General features: G+C 32.2%; 23 protein-coding genes. 16 read left to right on the plus strand and 7 right to left on the minus strand.

What is annotated here, in order from left to right; all coding sequences use genetic code 11:
- Positions 1-2 precede the first annotated feature (2 nt).
- Positions 3-662, minus strand: coding sequence for a J domain-containing protein (locus MPR_RS08650; RefSeq protein WP_041891600.1), 660 nt, complete (start codon positions 660-662; stop codon positions 3-5).
- Positions 663-668: 6 nt separating this feature from the next.
- Entirely contained in the window at positions 669-1085 is a 417-nt protein-coding gene (locus MPR_RS08655; RefSeq protein ID WP_041891602.1) for a hypothetical protein, read from the minus strand.
- A 290-nt stretch (positions 1086-1375) separates the two neighbouring features.
- Between MPR_RS08655 and MPR_RS08660 the strand changes: the two genes are divergently transcribed.
- The 10 genes from MPR_RS08660 (at position 1376) to MPR_RS08710 (ending at position 11691) form a co-directional block, all read left to right on the plus strand.
- Positions 1376-2839, plus strand: a complete 1464-nt coding sequence (locus MPR_RS08660) for a hypothetical protein (protein WP_041895309.1) — start codon at positions 1376-1378, stop codon at positions 2837-2839.
- Between the two features lie 62 nt (positions 2840-2901).
- Entirely contained in the window at positions 2902-3777 is an 876-nt protein-coding gene (fic, locus tag MPR_RS19040) for a protein adenylyltransferase Fic (protein ID WP_041891606.1), read from the plus strand.
- Positions 3778-3954: 177 nt separating this feature from the next.
- The gene (locus MPR_RS08670) at positions 3955-4470 is read left to right on the plus strand and encodes a hypothetical protein (protein ID WP_175469356.1); all 516 of its coding nucleotides are present in this window, start codon (positions 3955-3957) and stop codon (positions 4468-4470) included.
- A gap of 18 nt (positions 4471-4488) precedes the next feature.
- Positions 4489-5070 carry a DUF4303 domain-containing protein gene (locus MPR_RS08675; RefSeq protein ID WP_041891621.1) on the plus strand — a complete coding sequence of 194 codons (582 nt, stop codon included), beginning with the start codon at positions 4489-4491 and terminating at the stop codon, positions 5068-5070.
- A 28-nt stretch (positions 5071-5098) separates the two neighbouring features.
- Entirely contained in the window at positions 5099-5860 is a 762-nt protein-coding gene (locus MPR_RS08680) for a hypothetical protein (RefSeq protein ID WP_041891624.1), read from the plus strand.
- Positions 5861-5904: 44 nt separating this feature from the next.
- The gene (locus MPR_RS08685; RefSeq protein WP_041891627.1) at positions 5905-6495 is read left to right on the plus strand and encodes a hypothetical protein; all 591 of its coding nucleotides are present in this window, start codon (positions 5905-5907) and stop codon (positions 6493-6495) included.
- The gene (locus MPR_RS08690; RefSeq protein WP_041891630.1) at positions 6479-8773 is read left to right on the plus strand and encodes an ATP-binding protein; all 2295 of its coding nucleotides are present in this window, start codon (positions 6479-6481) and stop codon (positions 8771-8773) included. Before MPR_RS08685 ends, MPR_RS08690 begins: the two co-directional genes overlap by 17 nt.
- A 2-nt stretch (positions 8774-8775) precedes the next feature.
- Positions 8776-9405, plus strand: a complete 630-nt coding sequence (locus tag MPR_RS08695) for a response regulator transcription factor (RefSeq protein WP_041891633.1) — start codon at positions 8776-8778, stop codon at positions 9403-9405.
- 614 nt (positions 9406-10019) lie between these two features.
- Positions 10020-11051, plus strand: a complete 1032-nt coding sequence (locus MPR_RS08705) for a serine hydrolase domain-containing protein (RefSeq protein WP_082027824.1) — start codon at positions 10020-10022, stop codon at positions 11049-11051.
- A gap of 13 nt (positions 11052-11064) precedes the next feature.
- Positions 11065-11691, plus strand: coding sequence for an HD domain-containing protein (locus MPR_RS08710; protein WP_041891640.1), 627 nt, complete (start codon positions 11065-11067; stop codon positions 11689-11691).
- Positions 11692-11738: 47 nt separating this feature from the next.
- Here the strand turns inward: MPR_RS08710 and MPR_RS08715 are convergent, their stop codons facing one another.
- A complete protein-coding gene (locus MPR_RS08715; protein WP_041891643.1) occupies positions 11739-13931 on the minus strand; it encodes a S9 family peptidase in 2193 nt (730 codons plus the stop codon).
- 314 nt (positions 13932-14245) lie between these two features.
- Here MPR_RS08715 and MPR_RS08720 point away from each other — a divergent pair, with 314 nt between their 5' ends.
- The 3 genes from MPR_RS08720 (at position 14246) to MPR_RS08730 (ending at position 15972) form a co-directional block, all read left to right on the plus strand.
- The gene (locus tag MPR_RS08720; protein WP_041891646.1) at positions 14246-14941 is read left to right on the plus strand and encodes an SDR family oxidoreductase; all 696 of its coding nucleotides are present in this window, start codon (positions 14246-14248) and stop codon (positions 14939-14941) included.
- A 162-nt stretch (positions 14942-15103) separates the two neighbouring features.
- Positions 15104-15508, plus strand: a complete 405-nt coding sequence (locus tag MPR_RS08725; protein WP_041891649.1) for a DoxX family protein — start codon at positions 15104-15106, stop codon at positions 15506-15508.
- Between the two features lie 80 nt (positions 15509-15588).
- Entirely contained in the window at positions 15589-15972 is a 384-nt protein-coding gene (locus MPR_RS08730) for a hypothetical protein (protein WP_041891652.1), read from the plus strand.
- A gap of 11 nt (positions 15973-15983) precedes the next feature.
- Here MPR_RS08730 and MPR_RS08735 read toward each other — a convergent pair whose 3' ends face one another.
- The gene (locus MPR_RS08735) at positions 15984-16604 is read right to left on the minus strand and encodes a class I SAM-dependent methyltransferase (protein WP_041891655.1); all 621 of its coding nucleotides are present in this window, start codon (positions 16602-16604) and stop codon (positions 15984-15986) included.
- Between the two features lie 236 nt (positions 16605-16840).
- Between MPR_RS08735 and MPR_RS08740 the strand changes: the two genes are divergently transcribed.
- Both MPR_RS08740 and MPR_RS08745 read left to right on the plus strand, forming a co-directional pair.
- Positions 16841-17455 carry a GNAT family N-acetyltransferase gene (locus tag MPR_RS08740; protein ID WP_041891658.1) on the plus strand — a complete coding sequence of 205 codons (615 nt, stop codon included), beginning with the start codon at positions 16841-16843 and terminating at the stop codon, positions 17453-17455.
- 172 nt (positions 17456-17627) lie between these two features.
- Positions 17628-18233 (plus strand): Crp/Fnr family transcriptional regulator, encoded by a 606-nt coding sequence (locus tag MPR_RS08745; RefSeq protein WP_041891660.1) that lies wholly within the window; start codon positions 17628-17630, stop codon positions 18231-18233.
- 112 nt (positions 18234-18345) lie between these two features.
- Here the strand turns inward: MPR_RS08745 and MPR_RS08750 are convergent, their stop codons facing one another.
- The 3 genes from MPR_RS08750 to MPR_RS08760 form a co-directional block, all read right to left on the minus strand.
- Positions 18346-18711, minus strand: coding sequence for a DUF2200 domain-containing protein (locus tag MPR_RS08750; protein ID WP_041891664.1), 366 nt, complete (start codon positions 18709-18711; stop codon positions 18346-18348).
- Positions 18705-19073 (minus strand): DNA/RNA non-specific endonuclease, encoded by a 369-nt coding sequence (locus MPR_RS08755; RefSeq protein ID WP_041891667.1) that lies wholly within the window; start codon positions 19071-19073, stop codon positions 18705-18707. Before MPR_RS08755 ends, MPR_RS08750 begins: the two co-directional genes overlap by 7 nt.
- Positions 19074-19240: 167 nt before the next feature.
- On the minus strand, positions 19241-20407 hold the full coding sequence (locus tag MPR_RS08760; protein WP_041891670.1) for an MFS transporter: 1167 nt from the start codon (positions 20405-20407) through the stop codon (positions 19241-19243).
- Between the two features lie 97 nt (positions 20408-20504).
- On the opposite strand from MPR_RS08760, the gene MPR_RS08765 reads away from it, so the two are divergent.
- On the plus strand, positions 20505-21338 hold the full coding sequence (locus tag MPR_RS08765; RefSeq protein WP_041891672.1) for an AraC family transcriptional regulator: 834 nt from the start codon (positions 20505-20507) through the stop codon (positions 21336-21338).
- The last annotated feature ends 43 nt before the right edge of the window (positions 21339-21381 follow it).

The following is a 21381-nucleotide window of genomic DNA, read 5'->3' on the forward strand; positions in this document are numbered from 1 at the left end:
TTTTATTTACTTATTTTGCGTTTTAAGACATAGCCAGTTTGTATATTATCTCCATTCAGAACCTGAACCTTAAAGAAATACTTAGTAGCGCCTATACTATCTAAAGGTTGTCCTTCTGCTAATTCACTTATAGGATGTGTTTGACTATCAGGAGAAGGATATAAGCTAGTTTTAGAAGTTGTTTTCCATTTTGTAGTTAATATATCTTTCGGTTTAGCTGTTACTTTTTCTATTCCGTAAGGGTTGAAGACAATGGCAATTAGTAAGGCAATTCCTGCTAGTTTTAAGATATTACTTAATGATAAAGCTCTTTTTGTTTTTCTATTTTTTAAATAGTCTAATTGCTCTTTTGAGTAGCCTATAAAATCAAATAGTTGATGACGTTTCTCAATCCATTTCTCAACATTTGGATTGACAATTACTCTTTTATGTTTATTGTTTTCTTTAGTAGAGTGTGTTGTATAGTTGTTATCGAAATCATTAGCAGAGAGAAGATTTTCATATGCTTGATTAATTTTTCTGAACATATTAGTAAAAAACTCATCACCACCAGTTCTATCAGGATGGTATTGTTTTGCTAATTTTCTATAAGCTAGCTTAATTTCATCAAGAGAAGCATTTTCTTCAAGGCCTAATATAGTATATGATTCTTTTTTATTCATTTGCTTTTAATTTATTTGTTGCCAAGTAGTGATCTGCTCATCCCATATATTGATAAGTAACTTATATCCTTGTTTTAAATCATATTTCCAAACTTGCCCTTGTGATCCATTAAAAACGATATCATTCGGTGTTCCTAAAGCAACTTTAAGTAGTACTAAAGGCATATCTTTATAAATATGTCCGTTGAATGCACTTTCAACCCAATCAACAGAATAGTATTTAGTCAATTCATCTTTTAGTAATTGATTATTGCTTAAGTAATTCTGTTTTGCTTTGAGTATTTTATTTTCTAAAGATTCTATTTTCTTAGTACTATTTCTTTTTTGTTTAGTATCTAAAAAGTATAAATAGATGAAATAAATTAAGACTATTAATAGTCCTATATAGAAAAGAGGTTCTTCAGGTTTTACTGCTTTCTCCATGATATATTTGCTAATAATATTTGCAAAAATACATTAATTTATCAAAAAGACTATTTTTGTTTAGTTATATGCAGTAGTTTAAAGCTTAAAATTAGTTTAAATATTTACATTTTTATTAAGCTTTTTTTACTATATCTACTGACTATATGTATCTTAGTTTAATAAAAAAGGTGTTTTTGTTTTAAAAAAAATAGAGCTAATAAATATTAAAAACATCCCCACTAATAGGGATTGACTTCTTTTGCTTATCTCTTTAATATTGTTACTTATCCAATACAAAAATGAAAAGTATGAAAGTAGCTGTATTAAGTACCCTTTTGATATTGATATCTATCATAACTTATGCTCAATTGAGAAAAGACAAATCCTCTTTAAATATGCCTCAAGTAGAACCTACTCAACTTATTCCGTTTTTAACTAAACAGAATGACTTTATCTATGTAAATAAGGATAATTTAAAGCCTTTTAACGGAATAAAGTATAAAAGCGCATCTGCTTATACTTCGACAGGTTATGCGATGGTTATAAATAATAAGGGAGCTTCTGTTGTTATAGATACCACTGGAAAAGAAGTGCTTGAAGTAGGAGAGAGTGAAATAGAGATAGAAGTGGTGAATGGACTGACATTCTATAAGAAACAGAGGGAATACGAGAGAAAGATGCCTATCTGGAATTGGGAGTGGAATATCTTAGGTGGAGCTATTAAAAAAGAACAAACCTATCATAGTATAGAGATTGGGGTGATTGAAACCAAACAGGTCTTACTGCAAAAAGAAGTCCCTTATTTAGAAGATAGTTACACTCTAAATCCTGAAGCAGTAGATGGTGAGCATATTTATTGGAATGAGACACTTTATGCAATTAAGAATCAATATCTAAAGAAAAAGGAGTCTGATATCATCACAACCTTAGCTGATAAGCGCTTTATAAAAGGTTCTAATGGCTCTTTTTCTATTTATGATGTACAGCAGAAGAAAGCAATACATCAGGGCTTAGAAGGTGTTAATACACTTACTATAAAGCGTGGTAATGAAGAGTTTATACTTGATAAATTGATGCAAGAACGCTTTGAACCAATTGTTCCTAAGTTATTAAAAGATAGAAATACTGGAAGTGTCTACTCGTATCCGCAATATGATAAAGCCTTTCCAAAAGAAATTACAAAGGCTACAACAGAACAAGTAACCTTTATAAAGAATGCCTCCCTTGTGTATTCTATTCACAATTCTCCTTATTTTTTAATAGGTGTTTTTAATTATGATGACGATATTTGGGCTTATGATTGGCTGTATTTAGATATAAATGGGCAAATACTAGAACAGCTTGATTTGGATAGTTTTAAGGTGTCAGATCAAATCGGTAGGCTTGTATGGCCTGCTAAAGAAATGGTTATACCTCATCAGAAGGTCGCTTCAGTAAAGTACTATACTGGTAGTGATGAACTATATCTTGTCAATATAGAAGGTAAAGAAAGTGATAGTAAGTATGGGGTTTGGGATAAAAAAGCTCAACTATGGAGTATAGAGCCTGAGTACACTTCTATACTTGTTTTAGATATTGCTAAAGGTATCTATGCCTTGCAGAAAGAGAAGGATGAGAATTATACACTTTACAATCAGATAAAGAAGGAGAATATAGGTGCGAAGGCTTATAAATACATCTATTCATACGGTTTAGTTCAAGTAAAACTTGAAGATAAAATAGTAAGTTATTATATAGATATTTATACGGGTAGAGCGTATTTAGAAGAATGAAGAGATAGAATTAATGCTTAAATTTGTGATACAGATTTAATTAAAAGTAATAAGGAAGTTTTATGGATAAAGTTTCAATACGTTTTTTTGATGATCGTGAAGTACGTGCGATATGGAACGAAGATAACAATAAGTGGTGGTTTTCAGTTCTGGATATAATTGCGGTGCTAACTGATCAAGATGATTATACTAAAACGCGTAACTATTGGAAGTATCTTAAAGCTAAACTAAAGAAAGAGAATAGTCAGTTGGTTAGTGTTACTACCCAACTGAAATTAATAGCTGCGGATGGTAAAAAATATAAAACTGATGTGCTTGATTATCAAGGTATAATTGATTTAGGTAAAACTTTTCCAGGTACTAAAGCTAATCGTTTTATAGAGTGGTTTACGTATAGTGATGAAACTATTGATGGGAAGAGTAAGACTAAAGCTTATGCTTTATTTGAAAGTTCTTTTATAGATAATATAGAAATAGGTACTGTAAAAGGGTTACAACAGATACACGGTTATCTCTTTGGAGGATTGTATGATTTTGCAGGACAGATAAGACAGAAGAATATTTCTAAAGGAGGGTTTCAGTTTGCTATGGCTTCATTTCTTCCTAATACTCTTCAACAGATAGAAGCTATGTCTTCAGACACATTTGATGAGATAGTTAGCAAGTATGTTGAAATGAACATTGCACATCCATTTATGGAAGGGAATGGAAGAAGTACAAGGATATGGCTAGACCTTATTCTAAAAAAAGAATTAAAAAGATGTGTAGATTGGAGTAAAATAGCTAAGAACGACTATCATTTAGCGATGATACAAAGTGTAAGAGATTGTCAAATGTTGAAAGGTTTATTAAAAGAAGCTTTGACAGAAGAAATACACAGTAGAGAAATGTTTATGAAAGGAATAGATTACTCTTATTATTATGAAGAAAATGAGTAGTTTATAAAACAGATTGACCGCTATTTAAGGTATATATAAGACCTCTTTATCACGAATAGAGAGGTCTTGTTACTTCATGCACATAGTAGTATAATAAGAAAACCACTATTATCAGTGAGATTATTATAGGGTAAGAAGTATTACTTTTAACCAGTGAATATGTTTAAAAATGCAGTAATGAAATATCTTATGATTTTAGCATCTATATTTAGCGTATTTGGTTGTCAGACTAAGGCTCAAACATTGCAAGTCTCAACGATATATACCGCACCTAAACAAGAGACAAGAGAAGTGCCTGAAACAGGTAAACAACATACTTATACCACTTATCAGGAGGTTACAGAGAGATTCGTACCTGCTGTATCTTTAGTATCTAAAGAGGGCAATTTATTGAGATTTAATATACAAGGGAATATTAGTTCTAGAGGGTTACAGATTCGCAAAGTTTCTAAGATACGCTTTGAACAAGGAGAGCAGTTTGGCAATAGTATAACGCTTAAGTACTATGTAAATATTAAGCATATAGCTGGTAAAGAAGGAGCTTCTATAGCAGGGTATAACTACAGTCAGGAAAAAGAGTATAGGATACCTACTCATGTGAAAGTAGTCCATGTAGAAGTATATGAAGAACATCCAAATAAAGAACCTAAGTTAATAGCAGAGAAAAAGTTTGACTTCTTTGCTAAAATATAAGCTTAAAAATAACAATAAATGAATATAGATTTTAATGCATTAGCAGTTGAGATAGAAGCAGCTACCCGTAAAGCTTTTCAAGAAATGGTAGCAGCTCATGGGAGTGAAGATATTTACAGTTTTGCACTATATAGTGATGAAGGAGCCATGACGGTTTGTCCTTCTACGAATACACAAGTGTACTTAGAGACTAAACCGAAGCAAGATTATGTGTACTATAAGTATGAACCTGCTGAGTGGTGCTATGAAGGGGATGGAGCAGATGAAGACTTCTCTGCTATCTGTAATACACTTTACAATGCTCTTGAAGGAGACTTCTGGACAGAAGATGGAGAGTTTAAAGAAGAAGAATATGAAGAAATAGGTGATGAAGAGTTTGAAGTATTTCAACAGACGTTGTATCAGACTTGTATTGCTGTTTTGGTCAAATTAAAACAAGAAGACTTCTTTAAGCAGATAGTTGGAAAAGACATCTTTCTGATGTTCTCTGTAACAGATTATGAGTATGATCGTCAAGCATTAGAGGAGATGATCATTACTTTAAATAACAATCCTTATCAACAGGAATACTTGGATTGGATGAAAACTTGGCGCAAATAGAATAATGAGTAAATAAAAGAGTATATAAATGAACGCCTTAATAAAGCTATTCCCTGAATACGAAGATGTATTCTATGATGATATTGAGAACCATAAGAAGTTTTTCTTGCCTATCTGTTCTTTTAACTTAAAGTTGATTGATCCTAATAATGATACCTGGTTACACATCGTGTCTGTCAAGGAGATTTATGACGGTTGTGTAGGAGAAGATACAACAGATTATCACACTACGTTTACTAAAGCAGATATGTTTGGTTTTGATATCATAGATGGGAAATATAAGTTTGATGCTGATTGGAACTACTTTTCAGTAGATACTGTAATAACAGAAGAAGATTATACTAAAGACTATTCAGGATTAGAGATAGAGTACAACAAGAATGAGACCGTGTATCAACTCCGAAAGGCATATTATCAAAAGTATGGTAAGTTATGTGATAAGGACTATGACCGCCCAGGCTTACACGTAGAAGGTATCCGTAGTTTAGAAAGGTTGCGCCAACTTACAGTAGAAGATATGGATAAAGGGCAACATTCAGACTATTTGATGGAGCGTTTAGAACAGAAGATACATGGTATATTCGAAGAGCTAAATATAGAAGGACTCCCTTTAGAAGATTGTAAATACGGTGGAGAAAACATAATAGAAAAACCTTATCACAATGGAGAAGTATTGCCTCATATCGCTACGATAGAAGGATATGACTTTCAACAGAGTGCCGCCGATATGTTATTCTTATTCTATGACCAAACTATAAATAAAGCCGTGATTTGCTTAGAATATACCTAATAGGGAAACTAAGGCAATCAGATGTAGTGCTAAATTAATAATAAATGTACTTAGAACAATTAAAAGAGAAAGCGCAGACTTTGATTAGAGAATCATACCTTTTTGTAAAAGCAATAGCAGGTGATGAGCAAGTCGCTTATGTCAATGAAGAAGAAAGTATCAGCTTTATAATCAAATACCTAAATCAATGGATGGCTTTAATAGAGAAGGATGAAATATTTTCGTTTGAACCCATTGATATCCAATCAATAGATTTAAAGAAATACACAGCTCTAACAACTAAAACTCAACAAGTATACCCAAACTTCGAGCATTTGATGCATTTTGGTGATGTTGAAGTTCAACAGTGGGTTAAAGATAATGACTGTGATAGTGATGATCTATCTGATTTACAATCTATCTATAATGATGATTATATAGACTTATGGATGCAGAGCCATCCGATGTATCATAATGAGGGAATATATGGATATGCAGGAGGTTGGGCTATGATTTGGCCCGAAGAAGATACTCCGATGCAATGGGATGAAAACTTAGAGTTTAAATATCAAATAGGGCTACAATATGAGCCTTTTATAGATATTTATTTCAATAAGAAACAGAATAAATATATTTGTATTGAGCGTAATACCTAATATCTTGTATTTTTTGAAGAAATCTTTATATACCTTATCGCATTTAAAGTTGAGCATGAAGAGAGTTTCTCTTTTGACACTTGTGTTATTGGCTACTGCCATAGAGCCCATGCTTGCTCAATCTTTAGAAAGTTGGGAACAAAAGTATAAAGCAGAAGCAAGTACTGGTACAGTTCAGAATACTGTGGTAGTGTCTTATATTTCTGCTCTTTATGCGAATAAACAATATGATAAAGCTGAGCAGGTATTCACCCAGAATCTCAATACAGCCTTAAAAAAAGGAGATTATAATAGTGTAAGTATATTATATTGTATAGAAGCTGTAAATAGACGTATTAGAGAGAATAATTCGGGTGCAGTAAAAAGCCTTGAATTAGCCAAACAGTATAGCCTAAAGCTAAACGATACCGAGACTAAGGGCTATGTTGCTTATTGTGAGGGATGGTTATACAGTAGAGATGGCAAGCAGGATAAGGCTGTACACAGTATTATATCAGCTATTAAGCTTTATGAAGCTGCTAGTAGTTCGCCAACATTGAATAAGAGAAAAGCATTTGCTAATAGTGAGTTAGGTGTTATTTATGGACAGTTAGGAGAGAAAGAGTTACACGAGAAATATACTAAAACAGCACTTAAATATGCGTTATCACAGTCAGATCCTCAAGTAAAGTTTACAACCTTTATGCAAATGGGGAATCTGTATAATCGTCTATATGAGAGTCATTCTTCAGATATTAATTATAGAGATTTAGCGGAGCGATATTTTTTGCAATCGATAGACATCTTTAATCAGAATAAGGACGTGATGTATAACTTATCCGATTTATCTTTTGCCAATAATAATTTAGCGAGTTTATACCTATATTCTTTCCCAGATAGTTACCGTGCGAAAGCTTTAGAATACGCTAAAAAAGCTAATCAGATCGCTCTGAAAATAGACCAAGCAGATCATATAGCTTCCTCGTATGGTATTATTTCTACTATCCATTTGGCTAATGGTGATAGTGATGCGGCTATATTATACTTATTAGAAGCACAACAGGCTATCCAAAAGTCAAGTATTGTTGATCACAATATAGAATTGAATATTTACGAATCCTTAGTAGAGATTTATGTAGAACAAGGGAATTATAAAGAAGCTTTTTACTATCAACAAGAGTATTTAGCTCTATTCAAAAAGCTTTATAACCAAGATAAACTACAAATTGTAAAGAAATTAGAAGCTGAGTTTGATAAAGAAAGACAACAACAGAAGCTGATCAAACTTCAGTTTCAATCGGATCAAAACACACAAAAGATTCAACTAATGAGCGCTTTAGCTCAGCAAAGAGAACAACTGTTGAGCAATCTAAAATTGACAGAAGAGAATCAACGTAGCAGATTAAAGTTCTCCGAGCTTGAAGCACAGAAGAATGCACAGCAATTACGTCTATCACAGTTAGAAACAGAACAGAAGAATAAGGACTTATTGACTTATAAGAGTATTGTGGCTTATAAGGATAAACTCAATACCTTCTACGTTGCTTCTATGATATTTTTTATCTTAGTCGTGTTCCTATTGTTATATGCCTATAGACAACGTTTAAAGACAATGAAACAGAGAGATACGCTACATAACTTAGCCATAGAACAAGAAAAACAAAACTCAAAAATATCTACTTTAACAGCTCTGTTAGAAGGACAAGAACAGGAGAGAGGGCGTTTGGCTCGTGATTTACACGATGGTTTAGGTGGTCTGTTATCAGGTACCAAATTACATCTTACACAGTTAAATGATAAAGTAGAAGGTCAGGCTAAGCAGGGATTAGATAAATCCATTAATCAGATAGATGCGGCAGTCACAGAACTTCGTAAGGTAGCACATAATTTAATGCCTGATTTATTGGTTAATTATGGTTTAAAAGAAGCTTTAGACGAGTTTGGAATTCGTATGTCTAATGATACTTTAGATATTCATATCGAATTTTTGAGCTATACGAATTCTCTATCGCAAGATCAACAATTGTTAGTCTATCGCATTATACAGGAGTTAGTAAACAACGCTATAAAGCACGCTGCTGCCTCTCAGATTATTATTCAGTTGGTAGAAGAAGAACACGAGATTATTGTCACAGTAGAAGATGATGGAAGAGGTTTTGATATTAATAAATTAGACTTAAAGAAGTCAGCAGGCTTTCACAATATACAATCGCGTATACAGTTTATGAAAGGGACACTAGCTGTACACTCTGAAGAAAATATAGGAACAAGTGTGGAATTTAAATTTCCTAAAAAGTAATTATGATAAAAGTTGCCATTACAGACGATCATCCTTTGTTATTAGAAGGATTAAAAAATATATTAGGGTATCAATCAGAAATAGAAGTAGTTGCTTGTTTTTCGGATAAAGAAAGCATGATGCAAGGGCTCTTAACTATAGACACGGATATTATACTATTAGATATCAATTTAGCAGATATCAATACCTTAGAATTAATTAAACCACTTAGACAGAAATTTCCACAGTTAGAGATTATCATGTTGAGTGTACACAATGAATATGCTGTTATCAATAGTAGCTTAGCGGAAGGAGCGAAGGGGTATATTCAAAAGAATGCTTCAGTAGAAGAGATTATCTCAGGAATCAAGACTGTATTTGCAGGAGAAAAATACCTTTGTTCACAGTCTAAAATAGTCTTGGACAAAAAAGAGGAAGTAGGCTTAAAGCAAATCCCAAAATTGACTCGTCGTGAGAAAGAGATCTTAATAGAGGCAGCTTCAGGTCTAACCACAAACCAGATAGCAGAGAAACTGTTTATCAGCCATCATACAGTAGAGAGTCACCGCAAAAACTTAATCGAGAAGTTCCAAACTTCTAATCTGAGTACTGCTATTAAAATGGCAATAGAGTATAACCTGATACAGAAATAGTGAAATATATATTCTAATCGATGTATGGTTAATACAATTCCGCTCAGTAGTTGAGCTTTTTTTGTTTAGCTAAATTTATGCTGTTGAACTTATTATTTTAACCCACATTCCGCGATAGACATATAAACGAAAAGTAATTATACAAAATAACTCTGAATTAGTGATAAAAGCATACTATAGTATGGTTTTAGAGCTAATGAAAGAGATATGAAGTAGAATTGCTTTGCAGTATTTGGCTAATGCGGAATGTGGGTTTCAATACCTATTTATAATTGAATCGTTTGTGGTTCTTTTATATGTATTGATAGGATATGCTTGGGGATTGCTAGAGGTATGCTTGCACCTTTCTTCGACAAAACGGCCTTCTAGGCTAGAAAACTCGAAGAAAACCCCTAGCAAACTCCTAGAATCAGCAAGCGGAGCATGGAGTAAATATAAATTTATTACCAAGAGTGGGATACTTTGAATAAATAAAGTATATTGTATTGTTGTACAAAGCAATGAATTATACTGTATTCATATCGCTATTTTTGGGAGTTATTTATTACTCTGTTATTCTTAAGTTAAGTATAAAAGGAGGGATTCACAGAAATAAAATGTTTTAATTTTTAGTTATGAGATTAACAATTCTTTCTTTTTTCTCCATTTTTTCTACGATGACCTTTGGTCAGGATAAGATTGCTGAGTCCGTTCATAGAGAGTATGAAGCAGGGCATTTTAATGGTTCTATACTCTATATTGATAAAAATGATTCTATTAAGATAAATAAAGGCTACGCGAATTTTCAGTTTCAGGTAAAAATAAATAATGATACACGCTTTCCTATAGCTTCAATGACGAAGTTGTTTACTACTGTATGTATATTACAATTACAGGAAAAAGGATTAATTCATTTAGAAGATAAAGTAGGAAAGTATATACAAGAACTTCCTGTGGGCTGTCAGGATATCTTAATTAAAGAATTGCTTCTTCACCAATCAGGTTTGAAAAATGAACCAATAAAAGCAGTAGTAAATCCTTATACGTTAGATGAATATATAAGTAACTTTGTAAAAATAGCAGATAAGGATAGGAGCGAATTTAATTATAATAATGTAGATTATGTACTCTTGTCTAAAGTTATCGAAAACAGTACAAAGAAACCTTTTTCAGTAGCTATAGAAGATTTGATTTTAAAACCCTTAAGTTTAGTAAATTCTGGATTTGTAAAAGAAGAAGAAGTGATATCAGACCTTGCTTATGGTTATCATAATTACTCATTTGGAGAAGGGAAGAAAGAAATGCCTTTGTACAATGATAGGAGATTTATCTCCAACTACTATGGTGCAGGAGGTATGTATTCTACTATAGATGATTTGTATAAGTTTGTTATTGCATTAAGAGATAATAAACTCATTAATCAAGCATCTACATCAAAGTATTTACTCACTGCTCAAACGAATGATAATATCGATTGGCTTCTAGGTAAACCTACTTATGGTTTCTTCTTTAATGAAGCCAAAGGGTTTTACAGAAGGGGAGGAAGTATTGATGGTTTTAACACAGAAATGATTATTGATAAGAACTTTAATAAGGTCATGATTATTCTATGTAATACTGATACAGCAGATCTACCTCTATTAGCTACTAAGTTATTTACGTTATAATTAAGATTTATCTATGTCAACAACTTTAAAACAGACTTATCTATCTCTATTGAGTAAATATTCTTCTAACCAAATACTTATCCAAGAATTATGGGAAGAAGTAGAGAGTAGTTACTCAAGTATAGAAAGATGCTATCATACACTAATACATTTAGAGAATATTTTAGAACAATTAATAGAAGTTAAAGACCAGATTAATAATTGGGACGCTGTGTTATTTACTCTTTTTTATCACGATATAGTATATGATGCTTTAAAAGGAGATAATGAAGAACGAAGTGCTAATATAGCATTAAAGCAAATGAGTAGAGTAGGGATAAAAGAAGAAATATGTGAAATAGTTACAAAGCAAATTATTGCAACAAAGTCACATGTATTGACAGAAGATAGGGATACAAACTATTTCTTGGATGCAGACTTATCTATACTAGGACAGTCTTTTGACCTATATATAGCCTATTTTAAAGAGGTAAGAAAGGAGTACTCTATTTATCCTGATGATGTTTATAATCCTGGTAGATTGAAGGTTTTAAAACATATTATTTTGATGGATAAAATATTTAAGACAGAATACTTCTATAATAAGCTTGAGGTGCAAGCTAGAGCTAATATTATTAAAGAGCTAGAGTTATTATCATAAACAGTAAAGCCGAGAACTATGTCTCGGCTTTACTGTTTATGATAATACTATTTTGTATTTGGTTTCTCTAGGTAATCGAAGAAATACTGTGCTATCTTGTCATTTAAGTGAACTCTATCTACTCCCATAACATTGTGTTCATGAGAAGGGTATAAGAAGTAATCTACTTGTTTTTTTGCTTTAATAGCAGCTTCTATAAACTCCATAGAATGCTGCTGAACCACTACAGGGTCTTGAGCTCCATGAATAATTAAAAGCTTGTTGTTTATTTTATCTGCTTTGTTAAGTAAGCTTGTTTTTTCGTATCCATCAGGATTTTCGCTAGGCATATCCATATAGCGTTCTCCATACATGATTTCGTACATTTTCCAATCCATTACAGGGCCGCCTGCTACACCTACTTTAAATACTTCTGGGTGGTTAACAGATAAAGTTGTAGTCATAAACCCTCCAAAACTCCATCCATATACACCTATTTTATCTTGGTTTACATAAGGAAGTGATTTTAAATAATCTACCCCTTTCATTTGATCTGCCATCTCAGCTTGACCTAATTGTCTGTGGATTACTTGTTCGAAGTCACGTCCTCTATTAAAACTACCTCTACTATCTACTGTAAATACGATGTATCCATGCTGTGCCATATAGTTAAAGAATAGGTTCGCTCCACCTAACCATGTGTTCGTTACTAACTGTGCATGAGGACCTCCATATACGTATACCATCACTGGGTATTGTTTGTTCGCATCAAAGTTAGTAGGGTAGATGATACGTGCATTTAAAGGAGTTTTTCCATCTGCAGCTGTAATTGTCTTAATCTCTGTCTTAGGCATTGTCACAACACCATCAAAAGGATTTTTAGACTCTAATACTTGTTGCTCTTTTTTAGAATCAGCATTGACAATAGTAACCTTATTAGGAGTCTCTAAGTTGTTAAACTGATCTAAGAACAATGACTTACTCTTATTTAATACAACACTATGCGTTCCTGATAACGTAGTAATCTGTTCTGTTTTACCTTTTTTAAGGTTTGTTTTGAATAACTGTCTATCTAATCCTTGATTTGTAACTCCTATATAGTAAAGATTTTTAGCGTCTTCATCGAAACCTAAGAATTCATTTACTATCACATTTTCATGCCCTAATTTCTTGATTAACTTGCCATTTGTATCATATAAGAATAATTGTCTATACCCATCTGCTTCAGAGAAGTATAAGAATTGATCCGGCGCACCAGGTACAAATACTAGGCTATTAGAAGGCTCTGTATACGTTTTAGATTTCTCTTCGAATAACGTTTTTTCAAAGGCACCTGTAGCAGCGTTGTATTGATTTACTTTTAAGTGATTTTGTTCTCTATTAAGAACTCCTACATAAACATAGTTTCCAGACGGATCCCAAGTAACCATGGTTAAGAATTGGTCAGCGTCACCTGTTTGTAGAGTTACCTTTTTACCAGTATATACGTCATAGATTACTAATGATACTTGTTCATTAGCCATACCAGCCATAGGATATTTGATGTTTTTTACTTCAGCTACACGCTCACTCCATTGAATGATAGGGTATGAAGTCACCATACTTTGATCTTTTCTATAGTATAAAAGTTGGTCTTGTTTTGGACTCCACCACATTCCTTTATTAATACCAAACTCATTACGGTGAGTATCACTACTTCCGTTAATGATATCTAGAGCAGGATCATTAGTCACTTTAATATCACCACCTTTATTAGTAGTTACCACAATATTATTATCTTGTAACCAAGCGATATGATCTCCATTTCGGGAGATGATTTGTTGGCTACCATTAAGATCAAATTTAAATGAATTCACTACCTTTTTATCAGCGAGATTAACCTTAAAGTAATACTTTAATTTATTAGCTGAGTCGTTTGTATAAAACTCTATTTCATTGTCATTTAACCAAGTTAAGTTAGTCGGGATAATTCTAAGGTTAAATGTAATCCCTTTAACTGTATTATTGATTATTTCTTCTAATTGTTTAGCAGTAAGAGCTGTTTGAGATTCCCATTTGTTAGCTTGACTCTTTATTAAAAGACTATCTCTATTTTTAGTTACAAAACTCAGGGTATTGTCATTCTTCCAAGATGGTTGAAGGATTCTTTCTGTAGCAAACTGTCTACCTTGTCCTAGTGTAGCCTCTGTCATATCAAAGTTGCGTTGTGCAAACATGATGTTTCCAGCTAGCAAAAAGAATAATACTGATTTGTTCTTCATAATTACTATAGTTGTTTTTATCGTTGGCTAATTTAAATCCAAATATGTCACTAGCCAAATTAGAGTATAAAAAAAAACAATGTATCAGTCTTTATGACAAGATAGAATTGTTCTTTATTTTATATCTTTATTTTTTTAAAAACCAGATTCCGAGATAGACATATAGACGAAAAGTAATTATACAAAATAGCTCTGAATTAGTGAGTAAAGCATACTATAGTTTTAGAACTAATGAAAGAGATAGGAAGTAGAATTGCTTTGTAGTATATAGCTAATGCGGAATCTGGGTTAAAATAACCCATAAAGAATAGTATATGCAAAAAGTAGTGTACATCACAGGAGGTACTAAAGGTATAGGAAAAGGAATAGCTCAAGCCCTTTTAGAACAAGGATATAAAGTAGCAATATCTGGTAGAAATATAGATACAGTAAATGAAGCCATCAGTGAGTTAGGCCATACAGATAATGTATTAGCGATTCAGTCTGATGTGAGAAAGTACGAAGATGAAGAAAAGGCTGTGGAACATATCGTTCAGAAATTCGGAAAATTAGATATTGTAATTGCCAATGCGGGAGTAGGTATCTTCTCATCTATAGAAGATATGAGTCTAGAGGATTGGAATACGATGATAGATACGAATCTAACAGGGGTATTTCACACATTAAAAGCATCTGTAAAGCAATTAAAACAGAATAAGGGATACTATATCAGTATTGCGAGCTTAGCAGGGATCAACTTCTTCGCTAATGGAAGTGGTTATAATGCTAGTAAGTTTGGTGTAGTAGGTTTTACTCAAGCAGCCATGTTAGATCTTAGAAATGCAGATGTAAAGGTGACAACAATCTTACCTGGTTCTGTGACTTCTAATTTTAATAACCACCAGCCGTCTGATGCAGATCATTGGAAAATACAACCAGAAGATATGGGGCAGTTGGTAGTAGACATCTTAGCGATGAATCCTCGTGTACTTCCTAGTAAAATAGAAGTAAGACCTACTAAGACAAGTTAATATATAATATACCACAAAGTCAAGAGACTTTGTAGAGTCTTAGGAAAGATTAATTAATGTAAGGTATTATTTCGGCATTTTGTATTGCAAAATGCCGAAATACCGAAATAACAGAATCACGAAATAACAAAATCACAAAATCACAAAAAAAACAATAAAAGTATGAATGCAGATTTTGGAAAATTCCTATTGAGATTAGGTGTTGGAGGACTAATGATCTTCCACGGGATCCATAAATTAATACATGGACATGATTTTATTATAAACCAATTGAAAGCACATAATCTACCAGAGCTGCTATGGATAGGAGTTCCTATTGGAGAGATAGTGGCACCTATATTTTTACTTGTAGGGTTTGCTACACGTATTTCAGCTTCTATTGTTGCGTTTACGATGTTTATGTCTCTATTTCTAGTAAAGGGAATGGGAAGCTTTGGGTTAGATCCTAGTACTGGAGGGTTAAATGCTGAACTGAACTTATTATATCTATTAGCAGCTTTAGCTATAGCCTTTATAGGTCCTGGAACTATTCGCTTTTATAAAGGGAAAAAAGGGATATGGGTATAGTTATTTTATAAACCTAAATACAAAAAGAACAGAACATCGCATGAGATCACAATTCCACAACATCACAAAAAAACAATAGAATGAGAGTATCATTTGATTTTGATGGAACATTGACAGAAAAGGAAGTCGCCCAATATGCAGAAGAGTTAATTCATAAAGGAATAGATGTCTTTATCGTAACAGGGAGGTATAATGAATTGCTTTGTACTATGAATGGTGGGAAGAGTAATGAAGAATTATTCTTACTAGCAGATAAAATAGGTATCGCGCTTAAGCATATTATATTTACCAATAGAGCAGATAAGAGCTACACTATAGGAGGTAGTGGTCTTATTTGGCATTTAGACGATGATTTAAACGTTCTAAACGATATTAATAGGTATTCTGATATAAAGGGAATTTGGATAGGAGAGGACAACTGGAAAGAGCATTGTGATAAATTAATAAAAGAGGCTAGTATCTAATACATAGCCTCTTATTTTTTTCGCAAGACAACTAACTTCTCTGTAAGCGTCTCGATTTGATAATCAAACTGTTTTGCTATATATTCAATAGTTTTGAAGGTATAAATAAAAACATGGGTTTGATCTTTTCTATAATACCAATTTTTAAAATTAGCTTGTTCTGTAAACAAATGTGTTTTAATGATGAGCAAGCCTCCTTGTTTTAAAATCTTCGTTAGTTTATCAATTTCTTTATAAGGGGTATAAAAATGCTCAAATACTTCACAGCTAAAGATATAATCATATACTTTATCTAGATAAGTAAGGTCTGGATGAAAGAAAGGATCATAAAGATCGACAGTATAACCTTGTTCTACTAGTTGTTTTGTAATTACAGGGCCTTTTCCACATCCATAATCTAGACCTAGCATATCTGGTGTACAATGTGCTAATACAGTATTCGTTACAGGAGCTGTAAAATGTTGATAACCGATATCATTCACATCATTATTATGACATTCATAGTGGCTTTTTTCTTTGTCTTGATCAAAGTAAAGCATCTCATCCTTTAGGTATGCATTACACGTATGGCAGATATAATACTCTTCATCTACCTTAGTGCTTAAAGGTGTATAACACAGCGTACAATTCATGATTAGGTTTTAATAAGAGTACAAAAGTAAGTATTTAAGTCCATTGCCTCTCTAAATGATTTAAACGATATTAAGGCATCGTTTTTTGTAGTTTCATTCTATAAAACAGTAAGCTGGTGTATTGATTATGTTGCTTGGTGTCTTCTAATATTGATAAACCCAAAGAGAATACTCGTTTTTTATACATTTACTCCTTACTAATTATGCTCTTAAATAAAGGAGTTATATAAATAATTATGGCTAAAAATAACAACACACACTGGATTCCATATCCAACAGTATTAGAAGGGACAACAGTAAATCTTATCCCTTTAGAGAAAGAGCATTTAGAAGAGCTATATCAGGCTAGTGCGGATAAAGAGCTTTGGAGATTAGTGCCTACAGATTGTTCTGATAGAGATACTTTTTATGATAACTATCAAAATGCTTTAGCTGCAAGAGAAAAAGGAATACAATATCCATTCGTTATTATTGATAAAAGAACACAGAAGATTATAGGTTCTACACGATTCTTTGAAATATATGAAGCAGACAAGAAATTAGAAATTGGATGGACTTGGATAACACAAGAATACTGGGGGAGTGTAGTGAATCTGGAATGTAAATTACTACTCTTGACTTATTGCTTTGAAGTACTAAAAACAAATCGTGTACAACTGAAAACAAAAGACACTAATATTCGCTCTAGAAAAGCCATAGAGAAGATAGGAGGAGTCTTTGAAGGTATTCTAAGAAAGGATAAAATACAGAATGATGGAACAACTAGGAGTGCTGCTTACTATAGTATATTAGACGACGAATGGGAAAAAGCTAAAGAAAAGATACAATTTTTAATTAATAACAGAATTTAGATCGTTTTATTCTAGTTAATAAGAGTGCTTTTTAACATAGAATTGAATTATATAGGTGATATTCATCATATATTATTGGCTATTGTGTTTTTTAGTTTAATTATTAACAGTTTAAGTTCTCATATTGGCATATAATGTGATATCTTTAGTATAGAATTAATATTTTATCCTTATGATGAATATAAAATTATTGAAAAAATATGGCGCACAGACAGTTTTCTATGAGAAGGACGATATAATTTTTGAACAAGGAATGGCTCCTGACTATTTTTACTATATAGTAAAAGGGGAAATAAAATTAAATACATATGATGATGAAGATGAAAGAAAAGAATTTATCTATAGTTTCTATTCTCAAGGGCAAAACTTTGGAGAAACAACAATCTTTCTAAAGACTACTTATATTTGTAATGCTATTGCTGTTGAACCAACAGAAATATTAAAATTAAAGCAGGAAATCTTTTTGTCTCTTATTAAAGAGAACCATGATTTCTCTTTATTAATTAGTTCTAACTTATCTAGGAAGTTATATTTTCAAGGAGTAATGGCACCTAAAATATCTGCTCAAGATGCAGAAAAAAGAGTACTAACTTTATTAAATTATGGCAAGGCAAATTGGCAACATCCTTTAATTAAACAAGATTTGTACATTGTTGATTTGACTAGAAAAGAAATAGCAGATATGACTGGTTTAAGAATAGAAACAGTGATACGAAGTATTAAAAGATTAAAGAATAGTAATAAATTAAGGATTATAAAAGGGAAAATAGTATTATAAATAAAAGCCTCTAACTTTAGAGGCTTTTATTTATAATACTTGTTCTAATCTTTTAGATAATATGTCTGTCTTCATTTTCTAAAGCTGTATAACCTCAAACTTTCGTAGTTATTTATTTTCTTAGTATTTTATCCATTGCTTTTCCTTTAGCTAGCTCATCAATGAGTTTATCTAGATAACGTATTTTTTGCATAAGTGGGTGTTCAATATCCTCTACACGATATCCACAGATAACTCCTTTTATTTGATTGATATTAGGATTAATCAGAGGAGCTTTAGCAAAGAAGGTCTCAAAGTCTACTTTAGTATCTATTATTTGAACTAAAGAGCATTGATCATATCCTGTAAGCCACTCTATAATAGTATCTACCTCTTCTTTTGTTCTGCCTTTTTTCTCTGCTTTAGCAATATAATGAGGATATACACTAGCAAAAGAGGTACTGTATATCTTATGATTCTCCATATCTTTATTTACCATATTTCAATTTCTTTCGTAAATGTCTGATCGTCGTCTACTTCTATAATAACCTTAGAAGGGATAAAACTATTGCCTTTATACTCAGGAAAGGCCTTGTATTGCACTTTAGAACCTTGTTGAAGTAAGTCAACAATATAATTATCTATTTCTCTTTTTTGAAGAGCAGCTTCTGGTGAAACATATAAAATATTAAAAGGGGAGTCATCTCCACCAAAAGCTAAACCAATAAGATGTAGCTTATCTAAATGACCTTTATTAAAATGTCTTTCTGCTTCCTTATGACTACATATTTGAGTGTAATCACAAGTATCTGTTGGTTCAACAGCAGGTGGTTTTCTTTTAAAAATATCAAAAATCCCCATTGTATAATCGTTTAGTTAGTTAATAGTGAGTTCAATATAAACTATTTTTTTGATTCTACAATCTATAAATATACTAGGAGTAGTCATTATATTAAAATAGCACTCTAGAATTAAAAGTTACATCTTTTAACTCTAGAGTGCTATAGGTTAAACTAATAAAGTGGGGACTATAATTTTCCTTTCTTAGATAGAAAGACTATACCTAATGCTAAGAAACTCCACAACAACATTTGGGTCAAGGATCCTAGCCATCCATTGATACTCCAGCTAATCAGACCAAAGAAAGTTCCTATACCAGCTCCTATGAAATAAGCAGTCATATAGACTGTGTTTAATCTACTATGAGCTTCTTCACTAAGAGCGTAGATACGAGTGAAATTAGTAATTTGCGTTGCCTGAACTCCAATGTCTAATAAGAATATAGCAATAATTAAAATTAGAATAGAATTCGGGAAAATAAGCATTCCTACAAGGCTAATAATTATTAATGAAATCGTTAGGAATAAGTTTTGAAAGACTTGTCCTTTATCTGCTAATTTGCCAAAATAAGGAGCTACTAAGGCTCCTCCGATAGCGACTATCGCAAACATACCTATCATAGATGGTGTATAATTAAAGGGAGCTCCACTTAAGTGAAAAGTAAGTGTAGTCCAGAAAGAGCAGAATATCCCAAAGGTCAAGGAACCTAACAAAGCAGCTTGACGTAGTGTTTTGTGTTCTTTGACTAAGCGAAATGTAGATTGCAATAACTGTATATAACTACCCTTAAACTTAATAGGCGCATTAGGTAGAAATTGCCACATCAGTATAATACTAATAAAGATCATGATCCCTGAAAAGGTAAAGACACTCTGCCATCCCCATAAATCTGTTAACCATCCACTAACTAGACGTGAACCAAGAATACCACATAATATTCCACTAAAAACAATCCCTACGCTTTTCCCTCTATTCTCTTTGTTTAATAGAGCTGCCATGGGTAAAATAATTTGGGCAGGAGTAGAGCATACACCAGCTAAAAAGCTCAAGATCAATAAGAAGTTTAAATGAGTGGTATTAGCAATACACATTAATACAAATATCTGTACAATAGATATCGCAATGATTAATCGCTTTCTATTAATTTTATCTCCTAAAGGAAGTAGGAAAAACATACCTATACCATAACCTATTTGAGCTAGCATAGATACTTTGCCTACTGCAGCTTCAGGCTCTCCTAGTGTTTCAGCAATGTTTTTTAAAATGGGTTGGCTATAGTAGACATTGGCTACAATAGTTCCTGCAGTAAATGCCATAATAGGGATGGCATATTTTTCTTTGTTTTTGATTGACATATTGTTTAGTTCGTTAAGCAGGCAAATGTAGTAGAGTTATCAAATACACTTTTGTATATTATGTTATATTAATAGTATATTTCGCTATGTTTGTAAGATGAAGTTAGTACAGTTCGAACCTTTGTTTTTAAGGCATTTTCGCACAGAAGAGTGGCCATTTACTTACCATAATCACAATCATTATGAATTAATGCTGATCAGTGAGGGGAGTGGTATACACGATTTAAATAAAGAGCAATCTACTTATCAAGGAAATACGATATTCTTTCTCTCACCAGAAGATAGTCATCATTTTTATATAGAAGAAAAAACAAGGTTTAGAGTCATCAAGTTTTTGCCTAGCGCAGTTAAAGATGGAGTCAATGCTAGTATAACAGATTATTGGGATAACCTACTGATTAACTTAGGTAGAAGATGGGAGGTTAGTAAAGGGAATGGTATTGAAATAGAGCTGATTAATAAGATTATATCAATTATTGATTTAATGATTATAGAGTGGGAGGTTAATAATAAACAAGTGTCAGAATTACATACTAATCTACTAAGAAGTGTATTGTTATTAATGGATAAATATACGGCTGATAATACGCATATAATAGATCAGTATGATACTTCTAAAATAGAGAGAATACAGAATTATATTCATGCTAATATTCATGCTCCAGAGAAGTTAGTACTCAAAAGGTTGAGTGATTATTTTGGACTATCAGAATCAGGATTTAGAAACTATTTTTCAACTAATATGGGAATGAGTTTGACACAGTATACAAATGGCTTAAAAATAGAAATGATCAAGAAAAGAATTAAGCACAGTGATCATAATTTATCAGCAATAGCCTTAGAGTTTGGTTTTACAGATGCGAGTCATTTTACTAAATATTTTGTGAAACACACTGCGCTAACTCCTTTACAGTTTAAAAGAGAAAAATAAAGAAATAAAAAAGGGACACTTTATCTTTTGACAAAGTGTCCCT

Origin of the sequence: Myroides profundi, from assembly GCF_000833025.1 — a bacterium.
In the GTDB taxonomy this organism is placed as follows: Bacteria; Bacteroidota; Bacteroidia; order Flavobacteriales; family Flavobacteriaceae; genus Flavobacterium; species Flavobacterium profundi_A.

Excerpts from the sequence above, each read along its gene's own strand:
- MPR_RS08650 (WP_041891600.1), bottom strand. The coding sequence starts at position 662 with ATGAATAAAAAAGAATCATATACTATATTAGGCCTTGAAGAAAATGCT.
- MPR_RS08655 (WP_041891602.1), bottom strand. The coding sequence starts at position 1,085 with ATGGAGAAAGCAGTAAAACCTGAAGAACCTCTTTTCTATATAGGACTA.
- MPR_RS08660 (WP_041895309.1), top strand. The coding sequence starts at position 1,376 with ATGAAAGTAGCTGTATTAAGTACCCTTTTGATATTGATATCTATCATA.
- fic (WP_041891606.1), top strand. The coding sequence starts at position 2,902 with ATGGATAAAGTTTCAATACGTTTTTTTGATGATCGTGAAGTACGTGCG.
- MPR_RS08670 (WP_175469356.1), top strand. The coding sequence starts at position 3,955 with ATGAAATATCTTATGATTTTAGCATCTATATTTAGCGTATTTGGTTGT.
- MPR_RS08675 (WP_041891621.1), top strand. The coding sequence starts at position 4,489 with ATGAATATAGATTTTAATGCATTAGCAGTTGAGATAGAAGCAGCTACC.
- MPR_RS08680 (WP_041891624.1), top strand. The coding sequence starts at position 5,099 with ATGAACGCCTTAATAAAGCTATTCCCTGAATACGAAGATGTATTCTAT.
- MPR_RS08685 (WP_041891627.1), top strand. The coding sequence starts at position 5,905 with ATGTACTTAGAACAATTAAAAGAGAAAGCGCAGACTTTGATTAGAGAA.
- MPR_RS08695 (WP_041891633.1), top strand. The coding sequence starts at position 8,776 with ATGATAAAAGTTGCCATTACAGACGATCATCCTTTGTTATTAGAAGGA.
- MPR_RS08705 (WP_082027824.1), top strand. The coding sequence starts at position 10,020 with ATGAGATTAACAATTCTTTCTTTTTTCTCCATTTTTTCTACGATGACC.
- MPR_RS08710 (WP_041891640.1), top strand. The coding sequence starts at position 11,065 with ATGTCAACAACTTTAAAACAGACTTATCTATCTCTATTGAGTAAATAT.
- MPR_RS08715 (WP_041891643.1), bottom strand. The coding sequence starts at position 13,931 with ATGAAGAACAAATCAGTATTATTCTTTTTGCTAGCTGGAAACATCATG.
- MPR_RS08720 (WP_041891646.1), top strand. The coding sequence starts at position 14,246 with ATGCAAAAAGTAGTGTACATCACAGGAGGTACTAAAGGTATAGGAAAA.
- MPR_RS08725 (WP_041891649.1), top strand. The coding sequence starts at position 15,104 with ATGAATGCAGATTTTGGAAAATTCCTATTGAGATTAGGTGTTGGAGGA.
- MPR_RS08730 (WP_041891652.1), top strand. The coding sequence starts at position 15,589 with ATGAGAGTATCATTTGATTTTGATGGAACATTGACAGAAAAGGAAGTC.
- MPR_RS08735 (WP_041891655.1), bottom strand. The coding sequence starts at position 16,604 with ATGAATTGTACGCTGTGTTATACACCTTTAAGCACTAAGGTAGATGAA.
- MPR_RS08740 (WP_041891658.1), top strand. The coding sequence starts at position 16,841 with ATGGCTAAAAATAACAACACACACTGGATTCCATATCCAACAGTATTA.
- MPR_RS08745 (WP_041891660.1), top strand. The coding sequence starts at position 17,628 with ATGATGAATATAAAATTATTGAAAAAATATGGCGCACAGACAGTTTTC.
- MPR_RS08750 (WP_041891664.1), bottom strand. The coding sequence starts at position 18,711 with ATGGTAAATAAAGATATGGAGAATCATAAGATATACAGTACCTCTTTT.
- MPR_RS08755 (WP_041891667.1), bottom strand. The coding sequence starts at position 19,073 with ATGGGGATTTTTGATATTTTTAAAAGAAAACCACCTGCTGTTGAACCA.
- MPR_RS08760 (WP_041891670.1), bottom strand. The coding sequence starts at position 20,407 with ATGTCAATCAAAAACAAAGAAAAATATGCCATCCCTATTATGGCATTT.
- MPR_RS08765 (WP_041891672.1), top strand. The coding sequence starts at position 20,505 with ATGAAGTTAGTACAGTTCGAACCTTTGTTTTTAAGGCATTTTCGCACA.